The following is a 13,947-nucleotide window of genomic DNA, read 5'->3' as shown; positions in this document are numbered from 1 at the left end:
TTGCAAAGATATTCATTGTAATAATTCTGCACTCTATTTTATTCCAAATAATCTTTGTACAAAATCATTAATTCCTGACTGCTGTTGATTTCCAATTTTCTGTAGATATTCCTGATATGGACCTTGGTCGTTTCCAGAGAAATGAACAGCTGGTTGGCGATCTCGTTTTGCTTTTTGCCTTTGCAGATCAACAGAATAATTTCCAGCTCTCTCTTTGTAAGGTTGTTTTGGGTGTTCTCTCGTTTTGTATCTTCCTTTTTTTTGAGCAACGACAATGCAAAAGCTGGCTTCTCATCAATAAAAATACTTTTGGTGACACCCAGGAATTGCTCAAACTTGCCGGCATTATTTTTCAGTTTGTACTCCAGCATCAGGTAACCTTCTCCACCTTTTTTGAAATGGACCACAGAATCCAGAAGTGTGTGATAAGAAGAAGGATGTATGGTGGTGAAATAGTAAAAATAATCGATATCCTGAAATGTGTTCTTCTCGAAACCATAGTAATTTTTCATTTTATCATTGATGAAGATCGGTTTTAATTTCTGCAGATCGTGAAGCGTGATGTACCAATCAAATTCATTGAAGAAGCTGGTAGAAGTAGGATTGATGAAGTTATCCATTTCCAAAATATGGCACATTTCTATCTGATTGAAAACAGCATCGATCGATTGTACAAGATCAGCAAATTTGAGTTGGTGATTTTTCATTGGTCATAAGTAGTTTCAGCCATTAAATTAATAATAATATTCTGATTTTCACAAAAAAAATACCCCAAAAGAGGTATTGATTTTCAAGATAAATGCTTCTATCTTCGATTTAAGTAATTGACCACTTAAAAAAACACATTTAGTCAAAAGATAATTAAAAAAAACCATTGAAAACTCACTACAAAAATCCCCGAGCTCTCTGTTCGGGGATTTTCTTGTCGTTATTTGATTGCATACTCTTCCTCACTCACAGGTTCAAACCATTGCGACGGATTTTTCTCGTGGTCTATGCTTACGGCGATGTGCGTCATCGCTTGGTCTGCACTTCCGCCGTGCCAGTGTTTTACGTTCTTTCCGATTTTGATGACATCGCCTTTTTTAATGACTTGGACAGGTTTCCCTTCTTCCTGATGATAGCCCACGCCATCGGTCACCAAAAGCGTTTGCCCGCCAGGGTGATTGTGCCAATTCGTGCGACCTTTCGGCTCGAAAGTGACATTGCTGACGCGAGTTCCTTCATCACTTAAAATCGCTTGATAGACATTGCCTACAAATTTGTCATTCGGAACTTTGTCGCCTTTTTCGAAAATCATTTCTGACCTCTCAGAATTTGCAATCTCAGAACTTTCGACTTTGCTTTCCTGACAAGAACATATTAAAACTCCTATTAATCCTAAAATTACTGCGTTTGCTTTCTTCATTTTTTAATTGATTTGATTGATTTGATTTGGTGTCACTGCAATTTAAGGATTTTGATTTAAAGTTAAAATTGCGGAATTGCTTCGAAAGAAATAATTATCTTCGCTATGAAAAGCTTTGAAACTATGATTTTCCATCTCTCAAAATATTGTGCCTTCTTTTTTTTATTAATGACATCGACGCTTGTAAATGCTCAAACCATCGAAGAAGAAGTTGCCAAAAAATCCTGCGAATGCATCCAGATGAAAGTTTCAACTTACGGACAAATCTCAAAATCGGAAACTCAAAAATGTGTCTCCAAAAGTGGCGATGAAGTTTTGAAATCAAAAGACCCACAAGAAGTGAAAAGACTCACGAAAAATATGGAAGAAGTTGTAGAGCGACTGAAAATCATCTATAAAATGGTGGAAAAATGCTTACCAAAAACCGATTCTAATTAAAAATCCCAAACCTAAGTTCGGGATTTATTTTATTTTTTAGCTGAATTATTATTCGCGGCTCTCGCATCAACCACTGTATTTTGTCCGGAAGCGATGAGCCATTTCCCGTTCTGTTTGACAAAAACCAACGTTAAAATATCGTCGCTCGCAGGCATCTTGTTGTTTCCGTGGTCGATGCCGTCTGGTGGGAAAAATTCGCCCACGCTGGAAACTAAAGTTGCAACAGCCACATCTTTTGTCAGAAATCTGGTTTTCAAACTTTTCTGCTTGAACGGAACACCCTTGAAAAATGCGCCAAAATTTCCCTGATGTGCGGCCTTCACTTCCGCTCTGCCTTTCCACCACATTCCTACGATATTCACCCACTCCACATCGTCTGTCATATAGGAATCCATATTTTTGAACTCGTGCGTGTTCCAGTCGGAAACCATTTGGGTCACTTGCGCTTGAATTGATTTTTCATCGGTTTGAGAAAAACCGAGAACGCTTGTCATTAACAATATAAAACTGAATATTACTTTGAAATTTTTCATTTTAACTTTGTTTAATTGATTATTAAAACAAAGCTAATCAATTTATTAGGACGTTGTTAAATAAAAATTCCCAAGTCAGCACTCGGAAGTTTCATTAATTTTTCTTGACAAAAACCTGTTGAATGGTTTGGAGTTCTGTCTTATTTAATTTGGAAGTTTTCTCTAATTTCACTAGAAATGAAGCTACTTCTTCCGGACTTGCAGGTGAACCGATATTTTCGCCTTTTGCATCGAAGGAATCGGCTAGGACTTCGCCTTTCGGACTTAGCATCAACCAAAAAGGAAGACCTGCTGTTTCACCTTTGTATTTGTTCATCAATTCTTGGCCGCCGGGATTTTCCAGACTTTTCTTTTCGCCACGTTCCTGGACATCGAGATAAGCAGTCACATAATTTTTATCGAAAAGCGGTTTTGTAGTTGGCAATTCCATATTTTTCTCCATCAGTTTGCACCAGCCACACCACGACGCGTGAAATATTAAAAGCACATTTTTGTTCTCTGCTTTTGCCTGAGTCAACGCTTTGTCCAAAACAGTTCCTGCCTTCTCCTGAGCGAATCCAAATTGCACTAACAATAATGCTGCGACTAAAAATATTTTTGAAAATTTCATTGATGATTTGTTTAATTATCAAACTAAATTAGGGATTATTCCTTTCACAAAAAAATCCCCAAGCTTTCACTCGGGGATTTTACTAATATTGATTGACTTTAAAGTCTTATTTTACTTCTTCAAAAATAACTAATACTGATAATGAATTAGTTATGTCTTTATGGTACAAATAAGAGACTGATAAAAAGACACTGAACATCTTCGCTTGTTGAATCAAAAATGGATTTCAGTAACGATGAACGTGCTTATTTATTGAACATTATCCATTGTAGCATCCTATTGGTGATTCAATTTTTTCAAGATGTCCTTCATTGTTTCAATTAAAACCGGAAAATTTGGACTTTCGCCAACAATCATATTGCTTTGCATAATCTTATAATCATTTTCCCAATCTCTAATTACTTCATCAGGTGGAATAATATTAATCAATCCTTTTTTGTGATTTTCATAATTAATCCATTTGGAGTGATTCATCTTTTCTCTAAAAATAACAATCCTATCAAAAAGCTCATCATCATTCAAAGCATTTTTGCCATATTCGGTTTGATAAAGTTGGTATAAATCAAACAAATGACGACTCATTCTTTCGCTTCTGATTCTGTCTTTAGGTTTTGAAAATTCTTCGTGTAGTAAAAGAATTTTTTCAAGAAAAGTTTTTGTAGGCACAGTAACCAAGACTTCAAACGGCGGTAAAGAGAAAGATACATCTTTGTAATGATTTTCAACAAAAGATTGAACTTCTTTTTTCTCCGAAGGTTCCGTCATTGCTCTTGCTCCCATTTCAATCAACACTTTTTGTTGCACATAACTTTCCTGCGGAATCACACTTTTATAGACCAACTCTAAATAATTGGGATCGCTAAGATCGTCTACAATTTCGGAATATTTAATTTCGTACTCATTTTCGGAAATTCCTAATTTGGTCAATTGATGAACTAATTCTTCTCTAAATTCGGAGATCACAAATTTTCCTGCGGTCTTCCGAAGTTTCTTCATTTGCGTTTTGGTTTCGGGATCATCTGAAAATCCCAAAAGACTTTTGTCAATAATTAAATCGACATCTTCTGAAAAACGTTCAATGATTTGATAAGCTTTGCTCAAGGATGTTCCGCCTTTAAAAATAATCTGGTCTTTGTATTTTGACTGAAAAACAGCTCTCAAAACCATACAAACCCACCAATCTTTTTCAATTGCAAATGGAGCATAACCAGTAGATAATGCTAATTGGTTTAGGGTTTCAATACGTTGTTCTATAGAAAGTTGTATATGCCACATTTTATGATTGGTATCTATTTTTAATTCTTTTCTGAATCCAAACCGGTGCAAATTTTAATTGAGAAACTATAACTTTATTTTCGATTTTTTTGATATAATGAGTGAGTTTTGTCTCAAAATCTTCTGAGATATTTTTTTCGCCCGTAATTTTATAGGCTTGAATGATAAGTTGAAGTAAATCATCTTTTACTGCTAAATTCCTTGGCGCCGTTTTTTTAAATTTAATTTTACTTTTTCCTATATTCATTTCTCTTTGTGCTCCATCTGTAAGATACACAACGTGAAGAGGAATTTGTGTAGAAAGCCCTAAAAGATACATTGCCATTGCTCCTGTGGGTACAATTCTGGCTTTATCTCTATTGGCAATTTCTTTGGCAATTTCCTCGATACTCGGATAAACAATTCCCAAAATATCATCATTTTTTGGAAACAAATAAATTCCGTGAGCCAAGCGAACTAAGATTCCCTGTTTCTCCAAACGTCGAAGAACCTGCCGAATATTCTCTGCAGTTCCAAATTTAAAAAAATCTTCAGCGAAAAATATTTTTCCTTTAGAAGATTTTTTAATCTTAATTTCTATCTGATTATGAGTGTTTTGCACGGAAATATTGAATGTTATTTGTCACAAATTTAGTGAATATTTGTGACAAACCTTAATTATATTTGATTATGTAAACTGTCTACGCTTTATATACAAATCAATTGATTAAAAGTTCCACATTTTCAAGCTTTTTAGAAACAAATTGATTCAAAAATATTATTCCTCAATTACCTTCACAAATGTTTTAGTAAATGAATTATTATTGATTAAATTGATAAGCGTTGTTTTAAAATTTCTCAATTCTCGTTCCTCAAGAAGTTGTTGCTGAGAAGTTTTTCCAATGTGACCTTTTTTCATGTACATCTCAATAGCTTTGTCAATTCCGCCTAGCGTGGTAGGCATGTCATATAGTACTGCCACATCTCCACTATTTTCTTCATCTATTTGTAAATAAAGAGGGAATGATCTACCATTAGTATCAATTTTCACCTCGTGAATATCCATTTTTTTAAAATAGATTTGTGCCCTCCTTTTAATATCAGCATCCAAATCGTTAGGTATAATTATATTAAATACAAAATCTTTGTATTCTATTCCATTTAATTTTATAGTAGGCAAGCTATGAAGTGCATCACAAACTGTGGAAACAAAATTTTCATAGTAACCTATCGCGAGAACTGTTGATGGCAACAACCCAAGCTCCCCCAATGAAATCTTTTCATTAATAATTTTGATAATATTATCAATTTCTGTATTTAAATTATAATTTGAAAAATAATCGTCTGTTTTTTCAAATTTTGGAATTGTGATGCCTAATAGATCAGACGGAAGCTTAGCTCCATTTTCTTGTAATGCAAATGCTCTGTTTTCTCCCAATCTGCCTAAGAAAAGCCCAAACTCAAATACCACATTATCACGAACTGTCTCAAATATATCATCACGAGATGCCGTAAAATCATCTTTAGTAGCTATCATAATACCAAAGTCAAATAAACTTGCAACATTTAAAAGAGTTTCTAATGTATTTTTATTTGGTTTAAAAATATCATCATTCCAAATAAAAACTTCAAAATTTGCTTTTTCCAATCTAGATTTTACGTAGTTTGCTTCTTTCAAACCTTCCTTTGATGAACCAATAAATATTCTTGTTCTCATTATATTGCTTTTTTAAAATTATAATAAATATCATTAATTAAGACACTTAACTCATTTTCAAGTTGTTTAACTTCATTAAACTTTTTGTCGTAAAAATTCCCGTTAGAATCATAAAATAATTTTTCTGATCCATCGATACTTGTTAGAGAAGACATATAAATAGAGTCCGTAATTATCTTTTTAAGTTGCTGTTGCATAATTAAAAGTAATTCAACATAATGCAATGTATTATATCTCGACACTTCGATATTGTAACAAATAATATTTACACCAAACGATTTCAATTCTTGATAATTATAAGATGAATCAAACATGAAATTTTTTAAAAAACGAATCATTTTTTTTAATCGTCCATGTGCCAAAGCGCTTTTCGTATTTATTGAGTCGATAGTGAAAAATGGATGATCAGTTTTTCCTGTTCCGACGTTCTTCTCGTAAATTTTTATTCCTCTATATTTCTTTTCTCTTAGATTTTTCAAAGAAAAAACATCATCATCATAACAGGCAATAACAGTGTCAACATACTTCCTTAAATCCGAATTATAAATTGTTACACATTTAGATTTTTTAGTATCGCAGGAAATATATTGCCTTTGTAATGTTTCCTCTGAAACCTTCCTATTTTGTAGTAGAACTGCATCTGAATCTTCAGTAAAACGGGGCGAATTTATAATATCTTGTACCAATGTTCTCTGAGATGTGTTTAATGAATAATCATTTATCAAAGATTGTAATTCAAAATTACTTGGAATATTATAGAATCGGTTTGAAATCACTAATAAATCAATATCACTATTTGCTTTGATATGAGTGTCAGTCATTACTGAGCCTTGATACTCGTAATCTACATTAGACAATGTTCTCTGCAAATGCATTTTAACATTATTTCCAGCTTTCTTAATATCGTCTGTAAATTTATCGTCAACCGCAGCCATAGCAAATCTAACATAATCATCTGATGAGCTATTATAAGACAATTTGGAAATATCTAAATCAGAAAATGCTTTAGATAAGAAAATGCCGTCAGGATTATACCTGTTTTTAAGATTAATTAATCTTTCCGAATAGTTGTTATTCATAATTTAATTTTTAAATTAATATTTACTTGATAATTCTTAGTTCCCTTTGTGAACCATGAAGCAAATCTACACACTACGTATGCAGCAGAACTGCACAGAAAAAAATTTGGCCTTATTTTTTTTCTACTTATTTCTAATTAGAATATTTTTTGAATAAAGAGATTATAATTAAAAGGAAATATATTTATTAATTATTTTCCGGCTGAAAATAATAGTCCTACTTAAGTTAACTTAAGCAGGACTGTTATGTATTAAATTTAATCATGAAAATTCGAAGCCTTTAATCTATTTTAATTCGCTTGGCTATGATTGAAATGTTCAATAATACTAAAAATATTATCTGCTTGTTCATTATTAAAAATCCCATCAATTCCTTGGTTATGGAAGTTTTTAAATGGAGAATCATAAAGTTTTAGCGGATCTATTTTTCCGTTTTTGGTAAGGAATAATTTTAGTGTATCAAGAAACTGAATCTGAACCGCCGAAAGCTGATATTGATTCATGAACTCTGAGAATGCTGTGTTTACTTTCTCTTCAGACAAACCGATTAGATTGACTATGAAATTCACGAGATTTAGCTGACTTCCCAATTCATTTTCAACCTGCTCTTTTTTTACTTTATCCGAGAATAGAATTTTTTCCAGCGACTGTAATTCGTCTTCGGTAATCACATCACCATTCTGGATTCTTTTGATTGTGATATTGTTTTTATTCTCCCTTACCAACTCTTCTAAACGGTGAAGATTGTTGGCGAAAATATTTCCATAGAAGGAACGTTCTTCATTAACACCAGTAATTAAAATTTCGTTTTCTAAAATTTCATCCTCAAAATTGGTCGTTACATATTTCTGATCTAGCGGATCAATGTATTTCACCAATTCTCTAATGCCTTGACGTATTTTTTCGAGATGTTTCAAGCCGTCGTTTTTCCAGAAATCTTCTTGTAATGGGAGTTTTACCAAATCCTCATTGTTTTTAATTTCAGGGATGCTTGTTTTTTTGAGCAGTTTTTTTGAGATCGTTGCCACTTTAGCAATCGGAACGCTCAATCTTGCCATAAACTCTTCTGTATTGGGAGTTTCAATGCGTTTCAGCATCAAAGCATAAATCATTTTATCATAAAAACGAGCGAGATCAGTATCAGATTGAGCGGGTCTTACCAATGGCGCCAATACATCATTAATCTTTTTCACTTCTCCTTTGTCGAGATGATTCCAGGTTTCACGGCTGTTGTAATCCATCACTGTTTCCAGTTTCATTTTTACATCGAAGCGATTTTTGTTGAGTTCTGCAATCGATTGATGCAATTCGTTGAGCAAACTCACGCTATAATCTTGAAGTTCAGGATCCTCACTGAAAGTTTCGCCTTTCAGATACAAAGCCAATTGTAATTTTAAGCCAAAGACAATCTCATTCAGGCTTTTTTGTGAACTCGCTTCCATGCCTTTTGGGTTTTCTCTGAAGAATTCAAAGTTTCCGTAGAGATCAAAAATCAAGAAGTGTTCTTTGTCTAAACCATCACCAAAAAGGTTTTTCCTCAATCGGGAACCACGACCAATCATCTGCCAGAATTTGGCATACGATTTTACAGGTTTGTAGAACATCAAATTTACGCAGCTCGGCGCATCAATTCCTGTATCCATCATATCTACCGAGATTACAATCTGGGGAAGCCTTTCTTTCTCCTCGTCGCAAAATCTTTCGATAAATTCTTCGGCTTTTGGCTCGCCATGGGTAATTACTTTTACATATTCGTTGCCATACAATTCCGGATCTAGCTCCAGAAACATATCTCTCAGAAATTGAGCATGCTTTCTGTTTCGGGCAAAAATAATTGTTTTTCCAAGTTCGCTGCCGTCTCTTTTTTTGATTCCTTTATCTACGAGATATTTAAGCGTTTTTATGGCGGTATCTTTATTAAAAAGCCAATTATTAAGTTCATTTGCCTCAATCACTTCTTCGCCAGATGCTTCTTCGCCATCTAAGATTTCTTCTTCAAATTCTTCTTTTTCTTCTTCCGATAATTCGTCGTAATGAATACCGCTTCTTAAAAATTTGGTAGGAACTTCTATGGAATGATAAGGAACTAAATGTTTGTTGAAAACCGCTTCTTCAAAGGTATAAGCATCTGTCGGCGATTTATCTGGCAAGCCAAACATTGAGTAAGTACTTCTGTCGATATTTTCAATCGGTGTTGCTGTTAAACCTAAAAACATTGCATCAAAATAATCGAAAATTGCTGCGTATTTTTTATAAATCGAGCGGTGAGCTTCGTCGATAATGATTAAATCAAAATGACCTACGCCATAAAAACGTTTGTCATTGTCTTTGGAACCATCGATCAATCCCATCATCGTCGGGTAAGTAGAAAACGCAATTCTGGCGTCGGGATTGTCTTTTTCTACGAGTAAATTCACGCAGGTGTGTTCTGGCATCAGCTTCACGAAATTATTTTTCGCTTGTCTTACCAAACTTCTACGGTCTGCAAGGAATAGTATTCTTTTTGCCCAATTGGCTTCCAACAACAATTTTGAAATAGCAATACTGATTCTGGTTTTTCCTGTACCTGTTGCCAAAACCAAAAGTGCAGCACGATGGGTGCCGATAAGTTTTTCTGAGGTTTTATCGTTGCCAGCGAAATGTTCTGCAACCGACCGAATGGCTCTCAACTGATACGCTCTGTCGGTGATAGTAGTGTCTATTGTTGTCGTTCTAATGTCTTGGCGATTTACTCTACGGAACATTAAAGTCTGTAGTTCTTTTTTGGTATAAAAACCGTGCACCAATCTAGATTTTTTGTAGAATTGATCGTCCCACAAATAGGTTTCAAAACCGTTGGTGTAGTACATTACAGGTCTTCGCCCAAACATTTTCTCCAGAGATTCTGCGTAGAGTTGCGCCTGATTCTCACCTTTGGACGCATTTTCCATGGTTTTTTTGGCTTCTACTACTGCCAATGGCAAACCATCATCGTCCCAAAGTACATAATCGATGTAGCCAGTTTCGGAAACGTTGGTAGAAGAAGGCATATATTGCACTTTGAATTCTTTGTCTTTGCTTCCTGCCAAATCCCAACCTGCTTCACGAAGCGAAACATCGATGAAGTATTTTCTGGTTTCGTACTCGTTTCTTGGGTGGGTGGTTTCTTCGGCTCTGTTGGCGAGTTGTTTGTTGGCTTCTATCTGCGCCTGCAACTCTTCTATTTGTCTTTTGTAGAGCGCATTGGTTTCTGCTAAAGCTGCATTTTTCTCAGCAAATTCTTTGAGTTTATTTTTAAATTGCTCGAGATCGTCATCAAATTTTTCCTGAAGTTTTTCTAGTTCTTTTTTAGATAAAACTTCGGCACCTTCTGTGGGAACAAAATCCCAATCGAAAAATCCTAAATCTCCTAAATCCTGTTCTGAGTAGGATTTTGTAAACCATTTTGCAAAATAAAAAAGATGATCGATAATTGTTCTAGAATCGTATTCAGAAACTTTTTTGTTGTGAATGGCGAGATTTCCTACTTTGCGAATTAAATCGATTTCGGTATAAAATTTTTGCTGAAACTGATCCTGAAAACTTCGTTGCTTCATCAAAGAGTTGAGCGAAGTATCGAAAGGTAAATCTAATTCTTCATCATTACTAAACATCCAATTCACAGCCAGTTCTAGCGCAGATCTGCTAATCATCAAAGAAGTGCGTGGATCGGTAATGACAAATTTTTCGGCTTTGGTACATCGGTCGAAAAATTCTGCCCATTCTGTGGCGAGGAGGTGAAAATTGGTATTCATAATTGATGATTGAAAAATGATGAATGATTTGACATTCAATTTACAAAAAAACTATTTTTTTTCTCTTAAATCATTAAGAGCCTGTTTAAAAATTATTAAAAAACAAATTTTCGAAGCTTTTTTCTTTTCCCCAACCCTAAAGGAAGGAAAAAAGCTTCTAAAATTTCATCAAAATTACATCCTTTAGGGTTGGGGAAATTAATTTTGATGAAATTTAAACAGGCTCTAAAACCTTATTCTCTATTGCATTTCTGTTTGTTTTTTTTTTTAATTCTCTTATATAAGCATTCTTCTGTCATTGCGAGGAGTTGCGAGGAATGACGTTATCCCAATTCTCCTTTAAACGCTTTCTGCAAAAGGCAATTAAACAAATCTTCACTTTCTTTGAGTTCCTGTTTTGCGAGTTCTTTTTGTTGCTTGATTAAGGTGATTTTTTCGGCGAATTGGTTTTGGAGGTCTATTGGAGGATAAGGAAAACTTAAAGTATTTAAGATTCCAGTATTCATGTGTGTAAAGCCATCATCTGAACCTTTTTTTAGCCTTCCAACCCTATCCTTAAAATGATTCATCATAAATGAAAAAAATAAAGGCAATAATTTATCACTATTAAGTCTTAATCTTATCAAATTTGTACTGATAATTGACTTTTTGAAATTTGAATTAACAACGCACATTTTACCTACTGTTCCAGCTCTCGAAATTATTATATCATTATTTTCGACTGAATAAGATTTTAGTTTTTCATATTTCTCTGGTGTAATCCATAGGTTGATAATTTCTATTAATTCTCCATTTTTAGAAATATTATCCATATTCCAAACTGCAATTCCACTTTCAACAAATTCTTCTTTCTTTAAAGCACCTCCAAATGGACCACATTTTGTTCCTTCTTTCATATTAAAATAAAAATCCTGTAGAATTCTTAATTCAAATCCCTTTTCATTTCTCACCGGATCCCCAAACATCTCCAAAAAAATAGATTGTGCGAGAACATCGTATTCTTTAATAAGTTGGCGGGTTTTGTCTCGCAAAGCAGCTGCATCATCTAAAATCTGGGCGATGTCTTTTTGGGTTTCGAGGGGCGGAAGTGGAATTTTAGCGTCGGTTAAATTACCAATTTTTATATATTTAATTACTCCTCCTATTGATTGCTCTCTCAGCTTTTCTATATAAGATTCAAGGAAATAAAATAAATACTTACCATCTAGTTTTGATTTAGCTTGAATTACATATGTTCTTTGATATGCATTAAACTTACCATTATAATATTTTACATTTAAATCACCATTACCTGCAACTAATACAAACTCTCCATCGAAAGCAAATTGATCAATGTATGTATGATTTTTAGAACAAGTAAAAAAAGGGTATTTTCCGGTTGGATTTTCTGCATTTACATCCAACCGTCCTGTTTTTATAGCAGTTAATTCTCCTAAATTTTCTTTCAGCATTACTATGAGAATTTAATTAGTTCAAGTAAAACTTTTTGTCTTTCAGCATCCAGTTGATTAATCCTCCCCAAAATCACACTCGGCGCATCAAATTCAACTTCCTCGTAAACAATTTCCTTGTATCGGTTGATAGAAAGATCCCAATCATTGGCTGCAATATCTTTAAACGGCACCAAGAAAGACTGCGAAGTTCTGTCGCTGTAATCGTGGGTAATGGTTTCGGGCATGAAATCATTAAAACCTAAATTCTCTGGTAGGTCTTTTACCTGCAACACTTCACCGTTTTCAGCATGATTTTTTTTGAAGAAATCGCTTTTGTAATAATGATAATGGTCTATGATCTGAGGCAGATTAAACTTGCTGTGCAGCTTTTGTTTGGTTTCTAAATCCATCGTTTCTAGTGCATTCCCAAAAGAGAAAGAGATAAACAGATCTTCGTCTACCAAGAGCGTGCGTTTGTCGTCCAGAGATTTTCCATCGGCCAACATATCATAGAACCATACATTGTTGGTACCTCCGTTTCCTGTTTTTGTAAAAATAATAATGGCGGTGCTTACTCCGGCGTAAGGTTTAAAAACACCACTTGGCATGGAAATCACGGCTTCTAATTTGTTGTTGGCAATAATTTCTTCACGAATGCTTTTGTAGGCTTTCCCGCTTCCGAAGAGTACGCCGTCGGGAACAATTACCGCAGCACGGCCACCAGTTTTCAGCTGACGAAGCATTAGTGCTAAAAATAACAATTCGGTTTTAGAAGTATCGGTTACGTTTTTCAGTCCAGGAGCAATACTTTCTTTGTCAATCGTTCCTTTAAAAGGTGGATTGGCTAAAATCAAAGTATGTTCGTTGGCAATGGTATTGTCTTTTGAAACGGCATCTACATCAATGATGTTGGGTTCTTCCACACCGTGCAAATAAAGATTCATAGAGGCGATACGCAACATAGTAGATGAAAACTCTGTCCCATTAAACATTTTTCGGTTGATGTGATCAGCATATTTGTCTAGCAAAGTAACATCGTTGTGCTTGTCAATATATTCTTTTGCGCCAACCAAAAAACCAGCAGTTCCCACGGAAGGATCGGAAATGGTATCCTCCAAAGTAGGCTGCATCAGCTCTACCATCATTTTTATAATGTGTCTTGGAGTACGGAATTGACCCGCAGTACCGCCACCTTCAAGCTTAGATAACATATATTCATAAATATCTCCCTTAGTATCTTGATGGGTCATGTCAATATTATCAAGCTTTTCTATCACTTGATCCAAAACGGAAGGTTTTGAGATTCCGAATGTTGCGCCTTTCATGTGTGTTGCAAAAAGGCTGGTTTCTTTTCCTAATGAACGGATGAACGGGAAAATTCCGTCAACAGTATTAGAGAAAATCTGATGTCTTGCGTTGACATCCATTTCCTTAAGGTTTTTCCAACGGAAATTCTGCTGGTCTTCTGTGAAAATGGGTGTATAAGTAAAACCACGTTTTGCTTTAAGCTCATTTCTGATTTCCTTTTCATCAAGATCTTTGATGAAGATAAGATAGGTAAGCTGCTCTACAATGGTTATTGTGTTCGGTTCACCTCCTGTCCAGAAGATGTTCCATATTTGGTCTATTTGGGATTTTAATTCTCCTGTAATCATTTATTATAGTTGTAATGGGTAAAAATAAGGATTAAGAAACAGCCTTC

Annotated in this window: 12 protein-coding genes; 1 reads left to right on the top strand and 11 read right to left on the bottom strand. The window is 34.5% G+C overall.

All coding sequences use genetic code 11. The features are described from left to right. Nucleotides 1-38: 38 nt before the first annotated feature. Together BMW39_RS00340 and BMW39_RS00335 are read right to left on the bottom strand one after the other, a co-directional pair. Nucleotides 39-707 (bottom strand): response regulator transcription factor, encoded by a 669-nt coding sequence (locus BMW39_RS00340; protein WP_051879955.1) that lies wholly within the window; start codon nt 705-707, stop codon nt 39-41. A 221-nt stretch (nt 708-928) separates the two neighbouring features. Further along, on the bottom strand, nt 929-1,408 hold the full coding sequence (locus BMW39_RS00335; protein WP_221406041.1) for a cupin domain-containing protein: 480 nt from the start codon (nt 1,406-1,408) through the stop codon (nt 929-931). Nucleotides 1,409-1,531: 123 nt separating this feature from the next. Here BMW39_RS00335 and BMW39_RS00330 point away from each other — a divergent pair, with 123 nt between their 5' ends. Further along, nucleotides 1,532-1,846 carry a hypothetical protein gene (locus BMW39_RS00330; RefSeq protein WP_131474323.1) on the top strand — a complete coding sequence of 105 codons (315 nt, stop codon included), beginning with the start codon at nt 1,532-1,534 and terminating at the stop codon, nt 1,844-1,846. Nucleotides 1,847-1,875: 29 nt separating this feature from the next. Here BMW39_RS00330 and BMW39_RS00325 read toward each other — a convergent pair whose 3' ends face one another. From BMW39_RS00325 to BMW39_RS00285, 9 genes are all read right to left on the bottom strand, one after another. Next, nucleotides 1,876-2,379, bottom strand: a complete 504-nt coding sequence (locus BMW39_RS00325) for an SgcJ/EcaC family oxidoreductase (RefSeq protein ID WP_034976306.1) — start codon at nt 2,377-2,379, stop codon at nt 1,876-1,878. A gap of 94 nt (nt 2,380-2,473) precedes the next feature. Beyond that, nucleotides 2,474-2,989 (bottom strand): thioredoxin family protein, encoded by a 516-nt coding sequence (locus tag BMW39_RS00320; RefSeq protein ID WP_034976304.1) that lies wholly within the window; start codon nt 2,987-2,989, stop codon nt 2,474-2,476. A 276-nt stretch (nt 2,990-3,265) separates the two neighbouring features. Further along, on the bottom strand, nt 3,266-4,264 hold the full coding sequence (locus BMW39_RS00315) for a nucleotidyl transferase AbiEii/AbiGii toxin family protein (protein ID WP_034976302.1): 999 nt from the start codon (nt 4,262-4,264) through the stop codon (nt 3,266-3,268). Between the two features lies 1 nt (nt 4,265). Then, nucleotides 4,266-4,865, bottom strand: coding sequence for a DUF6088 family protein (locus BMW39_RS00310; protein ID WP_034976299.1), 600 nt, complete (start codon nt 4,863-4,865; stop codon nt 4,266-4,268). Nucleotides 4,866-5,021: 156 nt separating this feature from the next. Next, the gene (gene cap12 / locus BMW39_RS00305) at nt 5,022-5,960 is read right to left on the bottom strand and encodes a CBASS system CD-NTase-associated NAD(+) hydrolase Cap12 (protein WP_034976296.1); all 939 of its coding nucleotides are present in this window, start codon (nt 5,958-5,960) and stop codon (nt 5,022-5,024) included. Then, on the bottom strand, nt 5,960-7,039 hold the full coding sequence (locus BMW39_RS00300; protein WP_034976293.1) for a nucleotidyltransferase domain-containing protein: 1,080 nt from the start codon (nt 7,037-7,039) through the stop codon (nt 5,960-5,962). Before BMW39_RS00300 ends, cap12 begins: the two co-directional genes overlap by 1 nt. A 290-nt stretch (nt 7,040-7,329) precedes the next feature. Continuing rightward, nucleotides 7,330-10,812, bottom strand: a complete 3,483-nt coding sequence (locus BMW39_RS00295; protein ID WP_034976290.1) for a DEAD/DEAH box helicase family protein — start codon at nt 10,810-10,812, stop codon at nt 7,330-7,332. A gap of 323 nt (nt 10,813-11,135) precedes the next feature. Then, entirely contained in the window at nt 11,136-12,263 is a 1,128-nt protein-coding gene (locus BMW39_RS00290) for a restriction endonuclease subunit S (RefSeq protein WP_051879954.1), read from the bottom strand. Between the two features lie 2 nt (nt 12,264-12,265). Next, on the bottom strand, nt 12,266-13,900 hold the full coding sequence (locus tag BMW39_RS00285) for a type I restriction-modification system subunit M (RefSeq protein ID WP_034976287.1): 1,635 nt from the start codon (nt 13,898-13,900) through the stop codon (nt 12,266-12,268). Nucleotides 13,901-13,947 lie beyond the last annotated feature (47 nt).

The sequence above is a fragment of the Epilithonimonas lactis genome (assembly GCF_900110605.1).
GTDB lineage: Bacteria > Bacteroidota > Bacteroidia > Flavobacteriales > Weeksellaceae > Epilithonimonas > Epilithonimonas lactis.
Note: the sequence above shows the minus strand (reverse complement) of the source record. Positions and strands in the feature narration are given on the sequence as shown.

What these genes read in the sequence shown, in the direction of transcription:
- BMW39_RS00340 (WP_051879955.1), bottom strand. Translation starts at nt 707, where the DNA reads ATGAAAAATCACCAACTCAAATTTGCTGATCTTGTACAATCGATCGAT.
- BMW39_RS00335 (WP_221406041.1), bottom strand. Translation starts at nt 1,408, where the DNA reads ATGAAGAAAGCAAACGCAGTAATTTTAGGATTAATAGGAGTTTTAATA.
- BMW39_RS00330 (WP_131474323.1), top strand. Translation starts at nt 1,532, where the DNA reads ATGATTTTCCATCTCTCAAAATATTGTGCCTTCTTTTTTTTATTAATG.
- BMW39_RS00325 (WP_034976306.1), bottom strand. Translation starts at nt 2,379, where the DNA reads ATGAAAAATTTCAAAGTAATATTCAGTTTTATATTGTTAATGACAAGC.
- BMW39_RS00320 (WP_034976304.1), bottom strand. Translation starts at nt 2,989, where the DNA reads ATGAAATTTTCAAAAATATTTTTAGTCGCAGCATTATTGTTAGTGCAA.
- BMW39_RS00315 (WP_034976302.1), bottom strand. Translation starts at nt 4,264, where the DNA reads ATGTGGCATATACAACTTTCTATAGAACAACGTATTGAAACCCTAAAC.
- cap12 (WP_034976296.1), bottom strand. Translation starts at nt 5,960, where the DNA reads ATGAGAACAAGAATATTTATTGGTTCATCAAAGGAAGGTTTGAAAGAA.
- BMW39_RS00300 (WP_034976293.1), bottom strand. Translation starts at nt 7,039, where the DNA reads ATGAATAACAACTATTCGGAAAGATTAATTAATCTTAAAAACAGGTAT.
- BMW39_RS00295 (WP_034976290.1), bottom strand. Translation starts at nt 10,812, where the DNA reads ATGAATACCAATTTTCACCTCCTCGCCACAGAATGGGCAGAATTTTTC.
- BMW39_RS00290 (WP_051879954.1), bottom strand. Translation starts at nt 12,263, where the DNA reads ATGCTGAAAGAAAATTTAGGAGAATTAACTGCTATAAAAACAGGACGG.
- BMW39_RS00285 (WP_034976287.1), bottom strand. Translation starts at nt 13,900, where the DNA reads ATGATTACAGGAGAATTAAAATCCCAAATAGACCAAATATGGAACATC.